This window comes from Brachybacterium timonense, assembly GCF_900258505.1.
In the GTDB taxonomy this organism is placed as follows: domain Bacteria; phylum Actinomycetota; class Actinomycetes; order Actinomycetales; family Dermabacteraceae; genus Brachybacterium; species Brachybacterium timonense.
On the sequence record NZ_LT984895.1, the window covers coordinates 1,085,157 to 1,106,474 of the forward strand.

The following is a 21,318-nucleotide window of genomic DNA, read 5'->3' on the forward strand; positions in this document are numbered from 1 at the left end:
CTCGGTGGCGGATACAGTCGCACACGAATTCGATCGAACAGGAGTTCGGACAATGGATACGGTTCTCCCCTTCCGTCGCCCTCAGCAGCCCGCGCGCACGGCGCGGGGTCGAGCGAGCGTTCGACTCGCACTCACGCGCCGTGGACGCCGTCTCGTCGTCCTCATCGCGTTTCTGCTGGGGCTGGCGGTCGCTGCGGTGTCGATGCTTGCGCTGGATATCTCCTCGGCCGTGGCGGGAGGATCCGATCGTGCCGTCACCGTCACCGTGGAATCGGGAGACACGCTCTGGGGCTACGCCGAGGAGTACGCCCCCACGCAGGATCCGCAGGACTTCGTGCAGCGTGCACAGCAGCTGAATAATCTGACCACCGCGCGGCTCACAGCAGGCTCGACCATCACCCTGCCCGTTGGAGAGATCGAGCGCTGAGTGTTCGCCCGGTCGGCGGAGGTGCTGTGTGTGGCCGACGGCATGACTGTGCCGTGGTCGAGGCATCGTCGATGCGCGGTGCGGTCGCACTCGGGCGCGCTGGTGGGCGAGTGCGGGTAGTCTGATGCGGTGCACTGCCCGTTCTGCCGCCACCCCGACTCGCGTGTCGTCGACTCCCGCACCACCGACGATGGTGCGGCTATTCGACGCCGTCGGCAGTGCCCGAACTGCGGTCGGCGCTTCTCTACCTCTGAGTCCGCCTCGCTCTCCGTGCGCAAACGCTCCGGCGCCAGTGAGCCGTTCAGCCGCGCGAAGGTGGTCTCAGGCGTGCGCAAGGCGTGCCAGGGGCGCCCCGTGACGGATGATCAGCTTGCAATTCTCGCGCAGCGCGTTGAGGAAGACATCCGCGCTTCGGGGCAGGCGGAGATTGACGCCCATGACGTGGGCCTGGCGATCCTGCAGCCCCTACAGGAGCTTGACCTCGTCGCCTACCTGCGATTCGCCAGCGTCTATCAGAGCTTTGACTCGCTGGACGACTTCGATGCAGCGATCGAGCGCCTTCGTGCCTGCGAGGACGAGGCTGCGACCGCAGAGTGAGAGGCGGCAGCCCGCACGCGCCGGGACACTGCACCACAGCTCTGCCTCGGCGGGCATCGCAGCCCGGTTTCTCCACAAAGTGACGGGAATGGTCATGAGCACCGGTGAACAGTGCATAAGATTGAGCTCGTGCGCTCGCGCGGCGCACACCGGACGGCGGTCGTGGAGGGGAAGCCACGGCCGCCGTTCCTGTATCCAATGCCTCTCTGCAAAGCCTGCGTCCCTTGCCCTGCGCATCGGCTGTGCTTCGCCTCGCCTCGCAGAATCCCTGCTGCTATGGGTCCGACGACGAAGCCGGTGCGGCGTTCACAGCACCGCCGGTGCGCCGATGGCTTCGCTCAGCGTGCTGGGCTGATCCCGGCAGGCAACGGTGCACTGTGTACGATGCCCAGATGCTGCGTGGACCGCGTCATCGCCACGAAGAGGTCGCCAGCCCCACGGTCATGCCCGACGAGCAGCTCCGAGGGTTCGACCACGACGACCGCATCGAACTCGAGCCCCTTCGCGTCCTGCGCACTCATCACGGCGATCTCATCATCCACCCCGTCGGATCCGCTGCCGACGTGCGGCAGGCTCGGCACCGTGCGCAGCGTATCGATCAGCGCAGCGATGCGATCTGGTGCAGAGATCACCGCGATCCTGCCGATCGCGCGCGTGTACAGGGCTGCAGTCGCCTGTGCTGCGCGGGCGTTCAGATCCGCGGCGCCGACCCGTTCGATCAGCGGATCCTCGGAACCTTCCCGCACCGAACTGACGTCGGTGACCGGTAGATCGTGGGACCGGGCCGTGGACAGAGCGGCGTCCATGATTCGGCGGGGTGTGCGGTAGTTGACGGTGAGCTGGAAAACCTCGAGCCGATCCTCGACGTACGGGGAGAGTGCTTGTTCCCAGCTGTGCGTCCCTGCCGCACTCGACGTCTGGGCGACATCGCCGACGACGGTGAAGGATTTCGTCGGGCAGCGCCGCATGAGCGACCGCCACATCATCGCCGAGTGTTCCTGGGCCTCGTCGACCACAACATGGCCGTACGTCCACGTGCGCTCTGCGGCAGCACGTTCCGCGAGGGAGCGGCCATCGCGCACACGAGCCACCTGCGCGGCCAGATCCTCCGCGCGAACCATGCCCGATGTGTCCACGTTCTCCAGCACGGCCCGGGCATAGTCCACGTCGCGTTCGCGTGCTGCGCGGGCGTCGCGGGCGAGCGCCTCATCGGGGGCGTCGTCGTGGCCGAGGAGCTCGGCGACCTCGTCCAAGAGCGGAACATCCTCCACCGTCCACGGCGCGTCCTTCTGACGCACCAGGAGGTGAACATGGGGGGCGAGAGAGCGTGGGGCGGCGGCGCGTAGTCGTTCCGGATGCGCGAAGAGGATGCGCAGGAACTGCTGCGGGGTGTAGGGCAACCAGGCCAGGTTCACCGCGCGACGCACCGACGGTTCATGTCGCAGATCCGAGAGGAGGTCCGGACGGTCTTCCGGCAGTACGGTGCGACCGGCTCGGCGTAGCGCCTCCTCGTAGCGGTCGGCGAGCCGTTCGAGCACGGAGCGGGCGAAGACGGTGCGCGCAGCGTTATGGGGACGGTGACTGGCGCGTGCTTCCCGCCGGGCGGCGCGCACATCGTCGCGGGTGAGCGTGAGCTCCGTACCGTCGATACGTAGCCGCACATCGCGCTCGGGCACGATCTGGCGTTGTTTGACCGCACGCGAGAGCAGCTCCGCCATGGCGACATCGCCCTTCACGCGGGCGATCGCGTCGTCGTCCCGCAGCGTTGTCTCGATCCCGGGCATGAGATCACCGGGGGTGAGCATGACCACGCCGGATTCGCCCAGACTGGGCAGCACTCGCTCGATGTAGCGCAGAAAGCCGCGGGTAGGTGCCATGATCAGCACGCCCGTGTGCTCGAGTCTACGGCGGTGCGTGTACAGCAGATAGGCAGCGCGATGCAGTGCGACCGCGGTCTTGCCGGTACCGGGACCGCCTTGAACCACGAGCACGCCACGATGCTCGGAGCGGATGATGCGGTCCTGTTCCGCCTGGATGGTCGCGACGATGTCGCCCATGCGTCCGGTGCGCTGCGTGGAGACGGCAGCGAGCAGCGCGCCCTCGCCGTGCAGCACAACGTCTTCCTGCAACCCGTCGGCGTCGAGGAGGGATTGGTCGAGAACGTCATCTTCGAGGCCGACGATCGTGCGGCCGCGCCCGATGAGGTGGCGCCGTAGCCGCACGCCGAGCCTGTCCGCGCTTGTCGCCTGGTAAAACGCTGCGGCCGCGGGGGCGCGCCAGTCCACCAGTAGCTGCTCGCGATCCGGGGTGAACAAGCCGATGCGTCCGATGTAGTGCCGCTCGCCGTCGTCGGTGTCCAACCGCCCGAACACCACCGAACGGCTCACGGACCGCAGCAGCGACAGGCGGTCTTCGTACAGGGCCACGAAGGAGTCGCGTTCGGAGCGGTTCTGATGAGTGGAAGCGTGCTGCGAGGCCTGCATCTGATCGAGATTCCGCTCGACCTGCCCCGTCAGCTCATCAAGGCGTGTGTAGAGCAGATCGGCGTAGGCCTGCTCGCGCGCGAGCTCCCGTGCGAGTCGCTCGTCATTCTCATCCACGCTGTGGGTCCCCCTGAGCGGCGCTGTCGTGAGGCTGCTCCGGGAAGGCTGAGGCCCTCAGGGCCGGAGCGCGGTGATCCATTATGGTGGACGCGCCTGGGTGCCGTGACATGCGGCGGTGACACCGGTGGCCGAGCGGCCGTGCCGCATCAGCGAGGAGGGCAGATCCGATATGCGTGATCCACGAGATCTGTACAGCTTCGCGTCCATGGACGTGCTGGAGGCTGCGCCCCGCAACGGCCTCACCCTCGTGCATGCTTTGCCGGGACTGGTGGATGCCGGCAACTCCTGCCGAATCGCCGCCACGTATCTTCGCGACCAGCTTCGGCACGTGCCGCTGGTGTCCTTCGATACCGATGAGCTTCTTGACTACCGCGGCTCGCGCCCTCAGGCGGCGTTCGACGGTCTCTCCTATACGCGTGTGGAGATCCCGGACCTGTCGATCAGTCTGATGTACGACGAATCCGACCGCCCATTCCTGCTGCTGGACGGCCCTGAACCGGATCTGCAGTGGCGACGGTTCGCCCAGGCGCTGATCGACCTGGTGGAGTTCTTCGACGTCGACCGCGTGGTGGGCATGCAGGCAGTTCCAGCAGCTGTGCCGCACACTCGCCCGATCGGGCTGATCGCCCACGCCAACGATCCCAGCTTGCTCGCGGGACGAGACCGCCCCGAGCCGACCCCGCCTGGGCACACTGGTACGAGAAACGGTGATGGCGATGGCGTCACGATCGAGTCGGAGATCGTGGTGCCGGCCGCTTTCGGCACCTACCTTGAGCACGAACTCGGCCGAGCCTCCTTGCCGGCGATGGGGTATGCGGCCCAGGTGCCGCATTACCTCACGCGCACGGACTTTCCCGCAGGAGCGCTCGCCTTGCTGCGACGCGTGAGCGATGCTGCTGGTCTCGAACTGCCGCTGGTCGATCTCGGGGACCTCACCGACGCAGCGACTGCTGCCCTCGAAGCGACCCTGGAACAGAACGGCGAGGTGCAGCAGATCGTGCGTGCCCTCGAGGAGCAGCATGACCAGATGCAGGGGGAGCAGCACCCCCTGCACACCACCATGGACCTGCCGACCGCAGATGAGATCGGCGATCACTTCGAGCGGTTCCTCGCTGACCGCGACGCAGGGGAGGGTGAAGGGCCCGGGCGGCTGTGAACGGCTGCCTGAAGGTTGTTACCCCTTCGTGACCGCCGAATCCGTCGGCCCGGGTGAACTGCGCCACGGCCGTGACAGAATGATCCCGTTGCGGTGATGCATGTCCACCTGCTCTCCTGTCCGGAATGCCCGAACAGGTGAGCAGAGGGATGGTCCGTCCTCGAGCCACGCGGCACGAGCGGCACGCATCTGCGAGAGGGGTCCTCCTCGCGCACGCGGCACCACGGTCGCCATCGGCGGCCGATGACGGACGACACAGGAAGTGACAGGACATGGCACAGGGCTCGGTCAAGTGGTTCAACGCCGAGAAGGGCTACGGGTTCATCGAGATCGACGGCGGTGGCGCCGACGTTTTCGTGCACCACAGCCGCATCGACATGGATGGCTACCGCACTCTTGACGAGGGGCAGCGCGTCGAATTCGAGGTCGCGCAGGGTGAAAAGGGTCCGCAGGCGGAGAAGGTCCGCCCGCTCTGACCCGTTCAGACATACCGGCTGCGTGGGCCGGGCAGGGACACCCCTGCCCGGCCCACGCCGTCTTCGGATGGTGCCGGCCCAGCGGATACACAGGGCGATCCCCCACAGCGCGCGGCGACGCCCACGCAGTCACTCGATGATGCTGCCTCGACGGCGCAGTCGCTCCACCTGATCGTCGGTCGCCAGCCGCACTGACACAGGGTCCGACCTCAGCGCGCGTTCGAGCCCCGGGGGTAGCGGCGCATCAGAGGCGAGCAGCACGCAGTTCCCGCGGCGCTTCCCGGACAGATGTGCTGGCTCAGCGATCACGCCCACCGTCGTGAACACAGCGCCGAGCGTTGCAAGCTCGTCGGCGAGCACGCTGGTTCCGGGAGGAGCCGCAGAATTCGCAAGGTACAGCCCGCCCGGTCGCAGCACGCGATGCGCATGAGCTGCCGCATCGCGGCTCACGAGCGCGGGAGGTGTCACTGACCCGGAGAACACATCGCGGGTGAGCACGTCGAAGCGATCGTCGCGCCAGGATGAGAGCACCTGCGCCGCATCACCCACACGAATACGCAGGGCGGGGGAGCGCGGCAGATCGAACCAGCTGCGCACCTGCTCGGCGAGAAGCGCATCGATCTCCACAGCGATCTGCCGGGCACGGGGATACGCGGCGGCCAGTGCGCGCGGCAGAGCGCACCCGGCGCCGCCCAAGTGAGCGATCTGTGGTGTGGAGGCGCCTGGCTCCTCCAGATGCAGCCCGATCGCCAGGTCCATCCAGCGCATGTACTCGAAGACGAGGTGACGCGGATCTGGATGCAGGTGCGAAGACGGCACGCCGTTCACCTCGAGCAGAACCGAGGCGTCGGTCTCCTGGCGCGCGGTGACCGTGCCGGTGCTGATCGGGACCGACTCATCCCAGGGGACAACGGCTCCTTCACGCACGGCAGTGGATGCATGGCGGGTCGGTCGCGGCATCGCTCCACTGTAGTTCCCTCCTCCACCGCGGCCGTGTGTCCACGGTGGCCCTCGAATGTCGCAGTGGCTCCGTAACGTTCCGAGACGAGATCACAGCCGCGGCGGTCAGGCCGTGGCGCGGACTAGAGGAGGGGCCATGTCCATCACGCAACTGAGGCCGAATCAGACAGCATCGCGCACCACCGGAGCTGCTCTGCGACGGCTTGATGCAGACCTCGCGGCGCTGGAGCGTGCTGAGCAGATTCTCTGTCACGCCGAGTCACAGGATGGTCGCGATGCGTTCGAGCTCGCGCACCGAGCGGCGCTGAGAATCGCCGGTGTCGTCATCAGCCGTGCCAACCGCTCCCGCAGGCGCCCGTTGCCGTTGAACGTCTGGGCGGCACTGAGCAGACTCGGGGGTGAGCACGCTCGACGTGCCGAGGAGTGCGAGCCTTTCGTGCGTGAGCGCGCCCTGCTGGATCGCGAGGAACGCAGGGAACCGGATGCCGATCTGATCGCACGGCACTGTGCCGGGACACGTGAGCATTTGCGGCGCGTGCGTGAGCTCTGCCTGGCGGATATCGCCCAGCCTGTCGTGGCGCTTGCCAGCTGACGACGGCGCAGACGGATACGGGCGGAGTACGGGGATGGTCGTTGCCGTTCAGGCGCGCAGAGCGGATACAGTCCGAGCACGGGATCGATGAGAGCAGGGTGAGGAATGGTGCGCAGCGACAAGAGGCCGCCCGCACATACCTCCACGCCTGCAGCAGAGGGCCAGGCGGAGGATTCGCCCGGCATCCTGCACCTGGACATGGACGCCTTCTTCGCGTCCATTGAGATCCGGGATGATCCGGCACTGCAGGGGCGCCCCGTGGTGGTTGGCGGAACGAGCGATCGAGCCGTGGTGGCCGCTGCGAGCTACCCGGCACGGGCCTTCGGGATCCGCTCGGCGATGCCGATGGCGGCGGCACGGCGCCTGACACGGGACCTCGTGATCGTGCCTCCCCGGATCGACCACTACCGCCGTGTCTCCCGGCAGGTGATGGCGATCCTGCGCGATGTCGTCGCCACCGTGGAACAGATCAGCGTGGACGAAGCCTTCCTCGATGTGCGTCCGGCCCGCCGTCTCTTCGGGCCACCCGAGACAATCGCAGACCTGCTGCGGTCACGAATCCGCTCGGAGCTCGGCCTGCCCAGCTCCGTTGGCGGATCCGTCTCCCGGCCGGTCGCGAAGATCGCCTCCGGGGCCGCGAAGCCCGACGGTGTGCTCATCATCCCCGCAGAGAAGACGGCGCAGTTCCTCGCACCGTTGCCCGTGTCCGTGATCGCTGGGGTGGGCCCGCGTGCCGTCGAGCGACTACAGCGGCTCGGTGTGAGGACCGTCAGTGACCTGCGCGCGGTTCCATCCAGCACACTGGCGCGCATCCTTGGTCCTCGGGCAGTGGATGTCGCGCGTCTTGCCGCGGGGGAGGACCGTACCGGGCTCGGTGCCCATAGCCGTGACCGCTCTCTGGGGACGGAACGCACCTGGGATCAGGACCTCGCCGATCCATCTGAGGTGCGCCGACGGATCACGGCGATGAGTGATGACGTCGCCCGTCAACTACGTCAGCACGGCTTTGTCACCCGGACTGTCGTGCTGAAGCTCCGCGCGCCCGATGGCACCACGATCACCCGCTCCTCCACCCTCGGGCAGCCGAGCGCGAGTGGGGAGCGGCTGCGCGAGCACGTGGTCGCGCTGTGGGAGAGGGAGGCAGCCACGATGCCCAGGGTCCGACTGGCCGGGGTGCGGGCCTCGCACCTCGAGCGTGCGGAGCAGCACGGCGCCCAGGAGCTCGCAGGCCGGACCACCGGGTGGCAGGGGCTGGAGAGCGCATGGGATCGCGCCGCGGAACGATTCGGTCGCGCCAGCATCACCCGCGGATCCGCACTCGAGGCACGTTCCACGGCTCGCGAGGTCGACCCGACCACGCGGGAGGCAGATCGCGACTGAAGCACCGAGGGAGGCTTGGGTCCTCTCGCCGAGGAGGAGTCCCCGCATCACGATCCGGCGGGTCGTTCCTTGGGTGGGGCATGGCCGGTGCGTGATCCTGGCTGAAACGCTGCGCGCGCAGTTCCTTTTCCCAGACACCAGCACTATCCTGGCTCCACCGCTGATGGGGGCTGTGACTCCCGCTCGCGGTGGGAATCGCTGCCGGTGGGCGCCACGCACGGGGACGAAGGAGCTCAGACATGCCGCTGTCGGAGCAAGAGCAGAAGATGCTCGATGAGATGGAGCGCCAGCTCTTCGCCGACGATCCGCGTCTGGCGCGCGCCTTCCGTCATGAAAGCAGCGATCGTGGCCGGCGCGACCGCCGGCGCATCGCGGTGGGACTCGGTGGCGTTGTCGCGGGTCTGCTGGTGCTCGTCTTCGCCGTGTCCATCCCCGCTGTCTGGCTTGGCGTCCTGGCGTTCGTCGGTATGCTCGCCGGCGCGATCTACGCCGTCACTGCTCCTGCAACCGGTAGGGATGCCTCCTCCGATGGCGCGAGCAGCAGCGCACAGCGCGCACCGAAGACATCCGCTGGCGGCCGCTTCATGCAACAGATGGAGAAGCGCTGGGACAAGCGCTCCGGAGACGACTCACGCTTCTGACCCCATGCGCCCGCACGGCGACGTGCTGAGCGCCCGCTGATAACGCCCCGCCCGATCCGTTCGGTGCGGGGCGTTGCTGTGCGTGAGGCGGATGCGAGCCGCCCTCCCCGGCGCTCCACCGCCCTCCTCCCTTTTGCTCCACCGCGAGTCTCGGCGCGAGATCGGCCTGAGGAGAAGCCGTCTGGTGGTGCTGTGACCTGCATGAATGATGCGAGGGCTGCGGTGAGAAGCCCCGGACCTCGTGCGACGCGCCGCATGCGAGGGCATCGGTGTGCTACATCCCTCCACCCTGTGCCACTTGCGATGACCAGCAGTTTTGCCGTGTCAGGGTGAGGAAATGAGGTGTGGGGTAGCGCGCTGTGGGGAGAAGTGGGGTAAAGTGGAGCGCGTAGGAAGGAGATGGTCTGCTCAACGAGTGACAGGGGGTGCGAGATGTTCCTCGGAACCTTCACGCCCAAGCTCGATGAGAAGGGCCGGCTGATCTTCCCGGCGAAGTTCCGCGAGGACCTCGCCTCGGGTCTGGTCATGACTCGTGGACAGGAGCACTGCATCGCGGTGTATCCGCTCCAGGAGTTCCGCCAGAAACTCGAGGAGGCCCGACGGGCTCCGACCACGGACCGCCGCACGCGTGATTACCTGCGTGTGCTGCTCTCCGGGGCGGAGGACGTCATCCCGGACAAGCAGGGGCGCATCACCATCCCAGGCCATCTGCGCACCTACGCGGACCTTGACCGTGAGTGCGCCGTGATCGGCGCCCTCGATCGGCTCGAGATCTGGTCGCTCCCCGCATGGGAGGCCTACCTCGAGCAGAAGGAGGAGGGCTTCGCCCAGACCGCCGAGGAGGTGGTCCCGGGCCTGTTCTGACGGCAATCCGTGCAGCGAGACCTCTCGTCGTTCCCGCCCCGACGCAACTTCCCCGGTGGCGGGTCGGGAACGACGGGGAATCCCGCCGGACGGCACCGAGAACAGCATGGCCGGGGCCATCACCCACCAGGCGAACCCAGCAGCACGACAGACGAGGGGAGGGCCGCATGGAGCACGCGAGCGCACAGACTGCCGAGCAGCGGCACATCCCTGTGCTGCGCGAGGTCTCCGTCGATCTCCTCCTCCCTGCGCTGCAACGGCCAGGAGCGATCTACGTGGATGGAACCCTCGGCATGGGCGGCCATGCCGAGGCTGTGCTCACCCGCGCCCCCCACGCGCATCTCATCGGCATTGACCGAGATGACCAGGCCCTCGACCTCGCCCGTGAGCGTCTTGAGCGTGCAGGCCACGGCGCCCGGATCACCCTGGTCCACACCACGTACGACGAGATCCCCGCCGTCCTCGATTCCCTCGACATCGATGCGGCCGACGCGATCATGCTTGACCTGGGACTGTCGAGCTTCCAGATCGACACTGCCGAGCGCGGATTCTCCTACGCGCACGACGCCCCGCTCGACATGCGGATGGATCCCGACGGGGACGACCCCACCGCCGCAGACCTACTGCGTGAGCTGCCCGAGGCAGAGATCGCCCGCATCCTGCACGCCTACGGGGACGAACGCTTTGCTCGCCGCATTGCGCGCCACATCGTCACGCAACGCGAACAACAGCCGATCACCCGCAGCGGCCAGCTGGTGGAACTCCTTGATGCCGCCATCCCCGCGGCGTCCCGCGCCGCCGGCGGGCACCCCGCCAAACGCACATTCCAGGCACTGCGCATCGCCGTGAACCGCGAGCTGGACATCCTCGCCGACGCTCTCGGCGGGGCTCTCGAGGCCGTCGCCGTCGGCGGCCGCGTTGTTGTCGAGTCCTACCACTCCGGCGAGGACCGACTGGTCAAGACGGCCTTTGCGCGCCGCACCCGGTCCTCGGCACCTGCCGGACTGCCCGTTGAACTCGATGAACATCGGCCGACTTTCACCGCCGTGGTTCGCGGTGCCCTGCAGGCCGACGAGGCCGAACGCGCCCTGAACCCCCGCGCAGCGTCCGTGCGCCTGCGTGCGGTCGAACGCATCCGACCTGACTCCGCCGCCCACTGAGACACACCAGGAATCACACCCATGGCCAGCACCTCCGCAGCACGCGCCGCCAGACCCGGTCGCGTGACCCGTAGCGCACAGCAGCAGCGGCCCAGTCTGACCGTCCTTGCCCGGCCCGAGCCTGCACGCAGCCCGCTCCCGTTCACGGTGCTGTGCACGCTCATCGTCGTGGGCACGCTGGTGGCACTTCTGCTTCTGAATATCCAGATGTCGGACGCAAGCTACAAGATCACTCGCCTGCAGAGTCAGTCTCAGCGCCTCACCGAGGAGGCACAGGCGCTGCAGGAGACCAATGCCCGACTCGGCACGCCGCAGGAGCTCGAGAAAAGCGCCCGTGAGATCGGTATGGTCCCTGTCGGAAACCCGGCCTACATCGATCTGTCCACCGGCACGGTGATGGGAGAGAGCTCTCCAGCTGGCCAGGTAGAGCAGGCGCCGGCGCTTCCTGCCGCGCACGTTGTTCCACCCGCCCGCCTCAGTGACAGCTCCACCGCCTACCGCGGAATGGGCAACGAGGGAGTCTGAGCATGGCCACCCGCACCTCGCCTCGCCGCAGCCCCGCCCCGCGCACCCGCGGCGGCGGCTGGATACCGCGCGCACGGCTCGGCGCACCTGCTGTGCGCCACCGCTTCTTGCTCACGCTGTTGCTGGTAATGGCGCTCGCCCTGTCCGGCCGGCTGATCTGGATCCAGGGCCTGGACGCGAGCGCGAGAGCCCAAGAGGCGGTCAAGCAGCGCATGGTGGAGCGCACCATTCCTGCTCTGCGTGGCCAGATCGCTGATCGTCATGGCACGGTTCTTGCGGATTCTGTGGAGCGTTACGACCTGTGGGTCGACCAGCGGCAGGTTGGTGACTACCTCAAGAACTCCACAACAGCTACGGTCAAGGGCATCCCCGCCGCCGCGCGAGAGCTGGCCCCGGTGCTGGGCTGGACCATCGAGGAGACCACCACTGCTCTGACGGGTGATCGGGGCTTCCTCTATCTGCGGAAGAACGTCGAACCGGAGGTGCGCAGCGCCGTTATGGCGCTGAAGATTCCCGGCGTCGGCTCTGACCGCGTCGCTGATCGCGTGTACCCGGCCGGTTCCGTGGGCGGGAACATCGTCGGTTTCGTTGGCGCCGATGGCGCCGCGCTCGCAGGCGCCGAACTGACCTACAACGAGACTCTCGCGGGGACGAATGGCCGGATCGAGTATGAGCGCGGCGCCGGTGGGCAGATGATCCCGACGGGGAACAACACCGTCACCCCGGCGCAGGACGGTGAGTCCCTCGCCCTGACCATCGATCGTGACCTGCAGTGGAAGGCACAGCAGACCGTTGCTGGCGCCGTCGACGCCTGGGGAGCGACCGGGGGCAGTGCGGTGGTCTACAACGCGCGCACCGGCGAAGTGCTCGCTCTCGCCGACTACCCCACCTATGACCCCAACGCGCCTGCTGACTCCCCGGACACAGCGCGCGGCAACAAGTCCGTCTCGAACGTCTTCGAGCCTGGTTCGACAGGCAAGGTGTTCACTTTCGCGGCCGCCATCGAGGAGGGCGTCGCATCCCCGTCCTCTCAGTACACAGTGGACTACGAGCAGTATTTCAACGGCGAGCGGATCAAGGACTCGCATCACCATCCCACGCAGCGTCTGACCCTCGCCGGGGTTCTCAAGAACAGCTCGAACGTCGGCACCGTGCAGGTCTCCGAGAAGATGACTCCGCAGGTGCGCTATGACTACTTGCGCAAGTTCGGGCTGGGAGCACCCACAGGGGTCGGCCTTCCGGGGGAGTCCGCAGGCATCGTGCATGCTCCGGAGAAGTGGACCGGGCGCACTCGCTACACCACGGGCTTCGGTCAGGGCTACTCTGTGACCGCCCTGCAGATGGTCTGCGCTATGGGTACGTTCGCCAACGACGGGGTGCGTGTCCAGCCGTCCATCGTCAAGGGTGTACGGCAGGCCGACGGCAGCGTGCGCCCGCTGGGCGAACCCACCCGTACCCGTGTGATCTCCTCGGAGACCAACGAGACCATGGTGCGCATGATGGACACTGCCGTCGAGGACGGCAAGCACAAAGCGTCCGTCCCGCAGTACACCGTGGCAGGGAAGACGGGCACCGCGCAGGTTCCCGATGGCACCTACACCGCGTCCTTCATCGGCTTCGCTCCCGCGGATAACCCGGAGATCGTGATCGGTGTGTTCGTGTTCGGTCTCCCCTCCTTCATCTCCGGCAGTAAGGCGGCTGCTCCCGCCTTTTCCGAGCTCATGGCGTACACGCTCCAGACTCAGGGCATCGCGCCCACCGGGGCCGCACCGCGCCCGTACGAAACGGAGTGGTGAGCAGCATGACGCAGCAGAGTGCAGACGGCGAGAATCTGCGCACGGACGACCCGGAGCCCCCACGCCCCGCGCATCCGCGAGGGGAACAGCTGTCCCAGCTTGCCTCGCTCCTGGGTGTCACCGAACCACTGGCCGCGGATCCGGTCATCACCGGCATCACCCTCGACTCCCGCACTGCCCGGCCCGGTGACCTGTTGGCAGCCTTGCCTGGGGCTCATACCCATGGCGCTCGTTTCGCCGCGCAGGCGGCTGAGCGCGGAGCTGTCGCCGCACTGACGGACACCGACGGGGCTGCGGCCTGCCGCGAGGCTGGGCTGATCGTGCTCGAGGTGAGGAACCCTCGTGCCGACACTGCCCGGGCTGCCGACGCGGTCTACGGCTCCGCCTGGCGTCGCCTCAAAACCATTGCCGTGACCGGAACCAACGGCAAGACGTCGGTCACCACGATGGTCCGCTCCGCCCTGGGGCACCTGGGGCATGCCGCCGGAATGATCGGAACCAGCGGCACCTTCTATCGTGACGGTTCGGGGCGTGAGCATCGCGTGGCGACGGCGCGCACCACCCCAGAAGCCACCGACCTGCATGGCATCTTCGCTCGCATGGTCGAGGACGGCGTGGACGTGTGCGCCATGGAGGTCTCCAGCCATGCACTCGTGCTGCACCGCGCCGACCAGGCGGTCTTCGACATCGCCTGTTTCACGAACCTCAGCCAGGATCACCTGGACTTCCATCCCACGATGGAGGACTACTTCCAGGCGAAAGCCCGACTGTTCACGCCCGAACACTCCCGTCGCGGCATCGTCTGCGTGGACGACGATTGGGGCCGCCGCCTCGCAGCGATCGCCTCGGTGCCTGTCACCACGTACGCCACGGCTCCCGGCGTTGACGCCGACGTCACAGCGACGGATGTCCGCCCTGACGGTTTCGGCACCTGCTTCACTGCCCGCAGCGCCGATCGAGATCTGCCGCTGCGGGCCGCGCTGCCTGGACGGCACTACGTCGCGAACACACTGGCCGCGCACCTGCTGCTGGATGCCATCGGCATCCGTGGCTCCGAGGTCGATGAGGCGCTCGGGACCGCCGGGACCGTCCCGGGCCGCATGGAGCTGATCGCCTCTACGCCCGTGCGCGGTGTCGTCGACTACTCGCACACACCGGCAGCGCTTGAGCAGGCGCTCGCGACGCTGCGCGCTGTTCCCGGCACCGCGCGTGTGATCACCGTGATGGGCGCCGGTGGCGATCGGGATCGCACCAAGCGGCCCCTGATGGGGAAGGTCGCGGCCGACGGTTCCGACATCGTCATCATCACGGACGACAACCCGCGCACGGAGGATCCTGCAGCTATTCGTGACCAGGTGCGTTCCGGCATTCCTGCGGAACGGCCAGATGTGCACGTTGTTGAGGGCCGTGCCGCCGCGATCGCACGTGCGGCGTGCCTGGCCGCCGTGGGCGACACGATCCTGGTGGCCGGCAAAGGAGCGGAGACCGGTCAGGAGATCGGCGGTATCGTCCATCCGTTTGACGATCGCGTGCAGCTGCGGGACGCGCTGCGCCGCGGCGTCGAGAAGCCACGCACCACCATAGACGGAGATCACTGAGCATGCTCACCATGACCGCGAGAGACGTCGCAGCCGTGACCGGGGGACGACTCATCGGCGGCGCCACAGGCGCTGAGACGATCACCGGGAGCGCTCGACTGGACTCACGTGCGGTGCACCGTGGAGACCTGTTCGCGGCATTCGTCGGCGAAAGGTCCGACGGGCACGACTTCGTCGGCGCCGCAGCGCGAAACGGTGCCGCGCTGGCCCTGGTTTCTGCCTCCGTCGACCATCCGGCGGTGCTCGTGGATGACGTGGAACAGGCACTGTCGGTACTCGCTCACGAGCAGCTGGAGCGGGCGCGCCGCGAGAACCCGGACCTGGTGGTGCTCGCTGTCACCGCAAGCGCGGGGAAGACAGGCACCAAGGACCTCATGGGGCATGTGCTCACCGGGTGCGGGGAGACCATCGCCCCCGAAGGCAGCCACAACAATGAGCTCGGACTTCCGCTGACCGTGCTCGGCATCCGGGAATCCACCCGGTTCCTGGTGCTCGAGATGGGAGCGCGGGGCCTGGGGCACATCGACCATCTCACCTCGATCGCCCGTCCGGATATTGCGCTTGTGCTGAATGTTGGCACCGCGCATATCGGCGAGTACGGCGACATCGAGACCACGGCTCGTGCCAAGGGTGAGCTGGTCGCCGCCCTCGAGCCCGCCGGCCGTGCCGTGCTGAACGCGGAGGATCCGCGTGTGGCTGCCATGGCCGAACGCAGCGCCGCCCCGGTGACCACGTGGGGCTTCTGGTCCGGCCAGGTGCGGGGGGAGAACCTCACACTCGACGACGACGCCCGCGCCCGTTTCGACCTGGTGATCCCCGACGGGCTCACGCGGCTGGACGGCAGCGTCGTGCCCGCTGGCAGCTTCCCTATGCGACCTGACCTGCTGGGGGAGCACCAAGCCGCGAATGTGCTCGCCGCCGTGACCGCAGCCGTGATCGCCGGTGCGGACCCCGCACAGGTGGCGGAGCGGGTAGACGGTGCCCGCCTCGCTTCCGGGCAGCGCATGCAACGCCACGAGTCCGGTGGCGTCACCCTCATCGACGATGCCTACAACGCGAACCCGGACTCCATGAAGCACGCTCTGCGCACCCTCGCGCATCTGGGGCGGGGGCACCGCACCATCGCGGTGCTCGGCGAGATGCTCGAGCTCGGCCCCGACACTACGAGTCTGCACGACGAGATCGGCCGCCTGGCCGTGCGCCTGAACATCTCCCAGCTCATCGTCGTGGGGAAGGGCGCCGCCCCGATCCATCACGGTGCCAGCCTGGAAGGAAGCTTCGGTGGTGAATCACGCTATGTCGAGACGGTAGATGACGCGCTCACTGTGCTAGAACGGATCACGGCGCCCGGAGACGTGGTGCTGCTGAAGTCATCGCGCGATGCCGGACTGCGCCGCATCACGAGCCCCCTGCTCGCCTCTCTCGAGCATCGCGCCCAGCCCGATCCGCAGGGAGGGGAGCAGGCATGATCGCGATCATGATCGCGGGAGTCATCGCCCTGGCCATCGCCGGGGCTGGCACGCCGCTCTACATCCGTGTGCTGGTGAAGAAGGGCTACGGGCAGTTCATTCGCGACGATGGCCCCACCTCGCATGCCACCAAGCGCGGAACGCCGACGATGGGTGGAGTGGCCATCATCCTTGCAGTGCTGCTGGCGTACGCCGCCACGCATCTGGTGCTGTGGACGCCGCCCACCGCCTCGGGACTGCTTGTGCTGTTCCTCATGGTGGGCCTGGGGGTCGTCGGCTTTTTGGATGACTACCTGAAGATCTCCCAGCAGCGCAGCCTGGGTCTGACTCCCCGTGCGAAGTTGATCGGCCAGTCACTGGTCGCCACCGGGTTCGCGGTTCTCGCGCTGCTGTTCCCCGATGACGTCGGCAACACCCCGGCCAGCACGCAGATCTCCTTCGTGCGCGATGTGCCGTGGCTGGACCTTGCATTCGCCGGCACCGTCGTGGGCTTCATTTTGTTCGCAATCTGGGCGAACTTCCTGGTAGCTGCCTGGTCCAACGGGGTGAACCTCACCGATGGGCTGGACGGGCTCGCCACCGGCGCCACCATCATCTTCACTGCCGCGTACCTCGTGATCTCGTTCTGGCAGTGGCGCCAGGTGTGCAATGTGGATCTCTCCGCCGGCGGGATCGTGCACTGCTACTCCGCCCGCGACCCGCTGGACATCGCGATCGTTGCCGCCGCCATCATGTGCGCCTGCGTCGGTTTCCTGTGGTGGAACACGTCACCGGCGAAGATCTTCATGGGCGATACCGGTTCGCTGGCCCTGGGCGGTGCGCTCGCCGGGCTGACGATCCTGTCACGCACCCAGCTGCTGGGCGCCATCATCGGCGGCCTGTTCGTGATCATCTCCCTGTCCGTGATCATCCAGGTCACCAGCTTCAAGACGACGGGCAAGCGTGTGTTCCGCATGGCCCCGCTGCAGCACCACTTCGAGCTGAAGGGCTGGAACGAGGTCACGATCGTGGTGCGGTTCTGGATCGTCGCCGGTGTCCTGGCCGCTCTGGGCCTTGGCGTGTTCTACCTGGATGCCCTGCCGAGGCTCACCTCATGACGCAGCGCACCGGCGCCGTCGATGTCGAGCAGCTGCCCTGGCCCGGTCTCGACGTGACCGGGCTGCGGATCCTCGTGGCCGGTTTCGGTGTCTCCGGCTACGCGGTGGCTGACCAGACCATGCAGCGCGGCGCCCGGGTGCTCGTCGTCGACGGCGCGGACACGCCAGAGAATCGCGAGCGTGCCCAGGTGCTCGAGGTGCTCGGCGTCGAAGTGCGCCTGGGGCAGACGGAGACGAGCGCACTGCCGCAGGACCGTGACATCGACCTGGTGGTCACCTCCCCGGGATGGCGGCCCAGCCAGCCCCTGCTCGCCGAGGCGCGCGAGCAAGGCATCCCGGTATGGAGTGAGGTCGAGCTCGCCCGCCGCATGCAGGCACCGGATGGTCCCGCCTGGCTCGGCATCACGGGCACCAATGGCAAGACCACGACGGTGACGATGCTCGAGACGATCCTGCGCGCAGCGGGATTACGCGCCGTCGCGTGCGGCAACGTGGGGCTGCCGGTGATCGAAGCCGCTCTCGACCCCGAGGGGTACGACGTGCTCGCCATCGAGCTGTCGAGCTTCCAGCTGCACTGGACCCAGCATCTGCAGTGCGAATCCGCAGCCGTGCTGAATGTGAGCGACGACCACCTCGACTGGCATGGCAGTGCACAGGAGTACGCCCGCGCCAAAGGCACGATCTACGAGGGTGTGCAGCGTGCCTGCGTCTATGCCACCGCCGACGACACCACACGCCACCTGGTCGAGCGGGCCGATGTGCTGGAGGGGGCACGTGCCATCGGCATCACGCTCGGTGCCCCCGGCCCCTCCGAGCTCGGCATCGTCGATGGCATGCTGATCGACCGCGCCTTCCTTGCTGACCGACGCCGCCAGGCGCTGCAGCTGACCGAACCCGGGGATCTCGATCATCTGGGCCCACACGGCGCGCCGCCCCACATCCTGCTGGACGCACTGGCCGCCGCAGCACTCGCCCGCTCCCACGGTGTGGAGCCAGCAGCTGTGCAGGCAGGTCTGCGTGCCTACCGCATTGCGCAGCACCGCGCCGAGCATCTCGCCACCATCGACGGCGTGCACTGGATCGACGACACCAAAGCCACCAATCCGGCGGCCGCCCGCGCCTCACTGGCTGCCTCAGATCAGATCGTCTGGATCGCCGGCGGTGACCTCAAGGGCGCCGACGTCGATGAACTGGTCAGCGCTGCGGCGCCGCGACTCATCGGCGCGATTCTGCTCGGCGTGGACACGACCGCCTTCGAGCAGGCGCTGAGTCGACACGCCCCGACCCTCCCCGTGATCCGGGTCGATCCAGGGCAGACTGGCGATGTCGAGAACAGGACCCGACTCATGCGCAACGCCGTGCAGGCCGCGCATGAGCTGGCCGTTCCGGGCAGCACGGTGCTCCTGGCACCCGCAGCCGCCTCCGTCGACCAGTTCCGTGACTATGCGGAGCGGGGGGATCTGTTCGCGGCGGCCGTGACCGAGCTGCCAGGAGAGCGCGCATGACGATGCAGGAGACCCGCCCGGGCCCCCGGGTGATCCGTCCCGAGGAGGATGACCCCTTCGGTGACGTCGGCGGCCGCATGCGTCGCGGAATTGGCAGCTGGCTGAACTCGCCGGCCTTTGACTTCTATGCCCTGATCGCGCTGGGCACCCTGCTGGTGGGTATTGGCCTGGTCATGGTGCTCTCCAGCTCCTCCGTGCTGAACATCGCGCGCGGGGAATCCGGGTTCGCAGGGTTCATCAGCCAGGGAAGCTTCGCCGCCATGGGCCTTGTGGGCCTCGTGATAGCTGCCTGCTTACCGCCGGGCTTCTATCGGAAGGCGGCTCCCTGGCTGCTGCTGCTCGGTCTCGTATTGCAGGGGCTCGTTCACACCCCGCTGGGCTGGGAAGTGGCGGGAAACCGCAACTGGATTCGGATCGGCTCCTTCACCGCCCAGCCGTCCGAACTCGTGAAGCTCTCCCTTGCCGTGTGGATCGGCGCGCTGATGGCGAACAAGCGGCGCCTGCTGCACCAGCCCGGCCATCTCCTCTTCCCCCTGGTGCCCGGGCTGATCGTGGCGCTCGGCCTGGTCATGTGGGGGCACGACCTGGGCACCGTGCTGGTGATGTGCATGCTCGTGGCAGGGGCGCTGTGGGTGGCGGGTGTACCGCGGCGCTGGTTCGCCGCGGGCGCACTGATCGGCGTCCTCGGTGTCGTTGTCGCGACGATCACCAGCGGGAACCGCATGGCGCGCATCGCGAACTGGCTGCACGGTGAATGCCCCCGTGACACCTGTATGCAGTACGAGCGCGGCCTCATGGGTCTGGCCGAGGGCGGCTGGTGGGGCGTGGGCCTGGGGGAGTCCCGTCAGAAATGGGGGCGCCTGCCCGCGGCTAAGGACGACTACATCTTCGCCATCATCGGCGAGGAGCTCGGCCTCGTGGGCACGCTCGGTGTGCTGCTGCTGTTCGTGCTGCTCGCCTTCGTGCTGCTGCGCATGATCACGAAGGTCGATGACATCTTCCAGCAGGTCGCCATCGGCGGCATCGCCTCCTGGCTGCTCGGGCAGGCGTTCGTGAACATGATGGTGGTCACCGGCCTGCTGCCGGTGCTCGGCGTGCCGCTGCCGTTCATTTCCTCGGGCGGATCTGCACTCATCGCCTCGATGTTGGCACTGGGTGTGTTGCTCTCCTTCGCCCGCCATGAGAAGGGAGCAGCACAAGCACTCGGTGCGTCGTTCTCCCAGGTGCGACACACGGTCTCCGTGTCCGTCGGCCCCCGGTCCGGACGCTCCACGCGCCGACGCGTCCGGGGCAAGCGCCCCAAGGACCGCGGCACGGGCAGGGGGCGGACGCGCCGCCGCGGACTCGCAACGGGCACGGTGCGGCGATGAGCGCGCCCCGTATCCTGCTCGCCGGCGCCGGCACGGCGGGGCACGTCGCCCCGCTGCTCGCCACCGCTGCCGCGATCCGAGAACGCGAACCCGATGCGGAGCTCGTGGCGCTGGGAACGGCCGACGGCCTTGAAGCCGACCTTGTCCCAACGGCAGGGCTCGAACTCGCCACCATCGAGAAGGTGCCCTTCCCGCGCCGCCCGAACGGTGCGGCCCTGCGTTTCCCGCAGCGATTCGCGCGCACCCTGCGGCAGGTGAGCGACCTGCTGCGCGAACGGCAGATCCAGGTGGTTGCGGGTTTCGGCGGCTACGTCTGCCCGCCCGCGTATATCGCGGCCGGCCGCACTCGCACCCCCGTTGTGCTGCATGAGGCAAATGTGCGCCCCGGTCTCGCGAACCGTCTCGGTGCGCGTCGGGCACACGCCGTGCTCACCGCGTTCGACAGCACCCGGTTGCGCGGCGCTCGGCGTATCGGCATGCCGATGCGTGCCTCGATCGCGCACCTGGATCGCGCTGCCCGCCACGACGATGCAGTGCGTGCATTCGGGCTTGATCCTGCCCGTCCGGTGCTGCTCGCAACCGGAGGTTCGCTCGGTGCCCAGCGCCTGAATGAGTCGGTTCGCGACGCGGCTGAGGAGCTGCTCGCTGCCGGAGCGCAGATTCTTCACCTCACCGGCCGCGGCAAAGCGCAGGACATCCCGGAGCGCCCCGGGCATCGAGTTCTCGAGTACTGCCACGCGATGGAGGATGCCTACGCCGCGGCAGATCTCGCACTGACACGGTCGGGGGCGGGCACCGTCAGTGAGCTCACCGCAGTGGGGCTCCCGGCGATCCTGGTCCCGCTGCCGATCGGCAACGGCGAGCAGGCGCTCAATGGCCGTGAGGTGGTCGCAGCAGGCGGCGCCCTGATGATTCCGGACGGTGAACTCACGGCAGCACGCCTGCTGTCTGATGCGCTGCCGCTGCTGACCGATCAGGACCGTCTCGCAGACATGGCAGCGTCGGCACGTCGATTCGGCATCAGCGACGCCGCCGAGACGATGGCCGACATCGTGATCGGCGCCGCACGCCGAGCCTGAGCCGAACCTGCCGTTCACCGGGC

Annotated in this window: 19 protein-coding genes; 17 read left to right on the plus strand and 2 right to left on the minus strand. The window is 67.8% G+C overall.

Annotated elements, in window-relative coordinates; translation table 11 throughout:
- The first annotated feature begins 52 nt into the window (after positions 1 to 52).
- Together C8271_RS04690 and nrdR are read left to right on the plus strand one after the other, a co-directional pair.
- Positions 53 to 427: a LysM peptidoglycan-binding domain-containing protein gene (locus C8271_RS04690; RefSeq protein ID WP_106506324.1), complete on the plus strand. Its 375-nt coding sequence runs from the start codon at positions 53 to 55 to the stop codon at positions 425 to 427.
- A gap of 129 nt (positions 428 to 556) precedes the next feature.
- Positions 557 to 1,024, plus strand: coding sequence for a transcriptional regulator NrdR (gene nrdR, locus C8271_RS04695; protein ID WP_106506325.1), 468 nt, complete (start codon positions 557 to 559; stop codon positions 1,022 to 1,024).
- A gap of 338 nt (positions 1,025 to 1,362) precedes the next feature.
- Here nrdR and C8271_RS04700 read toward each other — a convergent pair whose 3' ends face one another.
- Positions 1,363 to 3,624, minus strand: a complete 2,262-nt coding sequence (locus tag C8271_RS04700; RefSeq protein WP_106506326.1) for a HelD family protein — start codon at positions 3,622 to 3,624, stop codon at positions 1,363 to 1,365.
- A 172-nt stretch (positions 3,625 to 3,796) separates the two neighbouring features.
- On the opposite strand from C8271_RS04700, the gene C8271_RS04705 reads away from it, so the two are divergent.
- The gene (locus C8271_RS04705) at positions 3,797 to 4,783 is read left to right on the plus strand and encodes a PAC2 family protein (protein ID WP_106506327.1); all 987 of its coding nucleotides are present in this window, start codon (positions 3,797 to 3,799) and stop codon (positions 4,781 to 4,783) included.
- A 272-nt stretch (positions 4,784 to 5,055) separates the two neighbouring features.
- Positions 5,056 to 5,259, plus strand: coding sequence for a cold-shock protein (locus C8271_RS04710; RefSeq protein ID WP_106506328.1), 204 nt, complete (start codon positions 5,056 to 5,058; stop codon positions 5,257 to 5,259).
- 129 nt (positions 5,260 to 5,388) lie between these two features.
- On the opposite strand, the gene C8271_RS04715 is transcribed toward C8271_RS04710, so the two are convergent.
- The gene (locus tag C8271_RS04715; protein WP_106506329.1) at positions 5,389 to 6,219 is read right to left on the minus strand and encodes a spermidine synthase; all 831 of its coding nucleotides are present in this window, start codon (positions 6,217 to 6,219) and stop codon (positions 5,389 to 5,391) included.
- A gap of 136 nt (positions 6,220 to 6,355) precedes the next feature.
- Here C8271_RS04715 and C8271_RS04720 point away from each other — a divergent pair, with 136 nt between their 5' ends.
- The 13 genes from C8271_RS04720 to murG all read left to right on the plus strand — a co-directional run bounded on the left by C8271_RS04720 (position 6,356) and on the right by murG (position 21,295).
- On the plus strand, positions 6,356 to 6,811 hold the full coding sequence (locus tag C8271_RS04720) for a hypothetical protein (protein WP_106506330.1): 456 nt from the start codon (positions 6,356 to 6,358) through the stop codon (positions 6,809 to 6,811).
- 105 nt (positions 6,812 to 6,916) lie between these two features.
- Positions 6,917 to 8,191 carry a DNA polymerase IV gene (gene dinB, locus C8271_RS04725; protein WP_106506331.1) on the plus strand — a complete coding sequence of 425 codons (1,275 nt, stop codon included), beginning with the start codon at positions 6,917 to 6,919 and terminating at the stop codon, positions 8,189 to 8,191.
- 239 nt (positions 8,192 to 8,430) lie between these two features.
- The gene (locus tag C8271_RS04730; protein WP_106506332.1) at positions 8,431 to 8,832 is read left to right on the plus strand and encodes a DUF3040 domain-containing protein; all 402 of its coding nucleotides are present in this window, start codon (positions 8,431 to 8,433) and stop codon (positions 8,830 to 8,832) included.
- A 432-nt stretch (positions 8,833 to 9,264) separates the two neighbouring features.
- Positions 9,265 to 9,696 carry a division/cell wall cluster transcriptional repressor MraZ gene (mraZ, locus tag C8271_RS04735; RefSeq protein WP_106506333.1) on the plus strand — a complete coding sequence of 144 codons (432 nt, stop codon included), beginning with the start codon at positions 9,265 to 9,267 and terminating at the stop codon, positions 9,694 to 9,696.
- Positions 9,697 to 9,863: 167 nt separating this feature from the next.
- A complete protein-coding gene (gene rsmH / locus C8271_RS04740; protein ID WP_106506334.1) occupies positions 9,864 to 10,856 on the plus strand; it encodes a 16S rRNA (cytosine(1402)-N(4))-methyltransferase RsmH in 993 nt (330 codons plus the stop codon).
- A 21-nt stretch (positions 10,857 to 10,877) separates the two neighbouring features.
- Positions 10,878 to 11,381: a cell division protein FtsL gene (gene ftsL, locus C8271_RS04745; RefSeq protein ID WP_106506335.1), complete on the plus strand. Its 504-nt coding sequence runs from the start codon at positions 10,878 to 10,880 to the stop codon at positions 11,379 to 11,381.
- A 2-nt stretch (positions 11,382 to 11,383) separates the two neighbouring features.
- Positions 11,384 to 13,177: a peptidoglycan D,D-transpeptidase FtsI family protein gene (locus C8271_RS04750; RefSeq protein ID WP_106506336.1), complete on the plus strand. Its 1,794-nt coding sequence runs from the start codon at positions 11,384 to 11,386 to the stop codon at positions 13,175 to 13,177.
- A gap of 5 nt (positions 13,178 to 13,182) precedes the next feature.
- Entirely contained in the window at positions 13,183 to 14,775 is a 1,593-nt protein-coding gene (locus C8271_RS04755) for a UDP-N-acetylmuramoyl-L-alanyl-D-glutamate--2,6-diaminopimelate ligase (protein ID WP_106507885.1), read from the plus strand.
- Positions 14,776 to 14,786: 11 nt separating this feature from the next.
- Positions 14,787 to 16,244 carry a UDP-N-acetylmuramoyl-tripeptide--D-alanyl-D-alanine ligase gene (locus C8271_RS04760; RefSeq protein WP_342751937.1) on the plus strand — a complete coding sequence of 486 codons (1,458 nt, stop codon included), beginning with the start codon at positions 14,787 to 14,789 and terminating at the stop codon, positions 16,242 to 16,244.
- Positions 16,241 to 17,341, plus strand: a complete 1,101-nt coding sequence (gene mraY / locus C8271_RS04765) for a phospho-N-acetylmuramoyl-pentapeptide-transferase (protein WP_106506338.1) — start codon at positions 16,241 to 16,243, stop codon at positions 17,339 to 17,341. Before C8271_RS04760 ends, mraY begins: the two co-directional genes overlap by 4 nt.
- Positions 17,338 to 18,846, plus strand: a complete 1,509-nt coding sequence (gene murD / locus C8271_RS04770) for a UDP-N-acetylmuramoyl-L-alanine--D-glutamate ligase (protein ID WP_106506339.1) — start codon at positions 17,338 to 17,340, stop codon at positions 18,844 to 18,846. Before mraY ends, murD begins: the two co-directional genes overlap by 4 nt.
- Positions 18,843 to 20,216, plus strand: a complete 1,374-nt coding sequence (locus tag C8271_RS04775) for a peptidoglycan glycosyltransferase FtsW (RefSeq protein ID WP_106506340.1) — start codon at positions 18,843 to 18,845, stop codon at positions 20,214 to 20,216. Before murD ends, C8271_RS04775 begins: the two co-directional genes overlap by 4 nt.
- A complete protein-coding gene (murG, locus tag C8271_RS04780) occupies positions 20,213 to 21,295 on the plus strand; it encodes an undecaprenyldiphospho-muramoylpentapeptide beta-N-acetylglucosaminyltransferase (protein ID WP_106506341.1) in 1,083 nt (360 codons plus the stop codon). The genes C8271_RS04775 and murG overlap by 4 nt, the downstream gene beginning before the upstream one ends.
- Positions 21,296 to 21,318 lie beyond the last annotated feature (23 nt).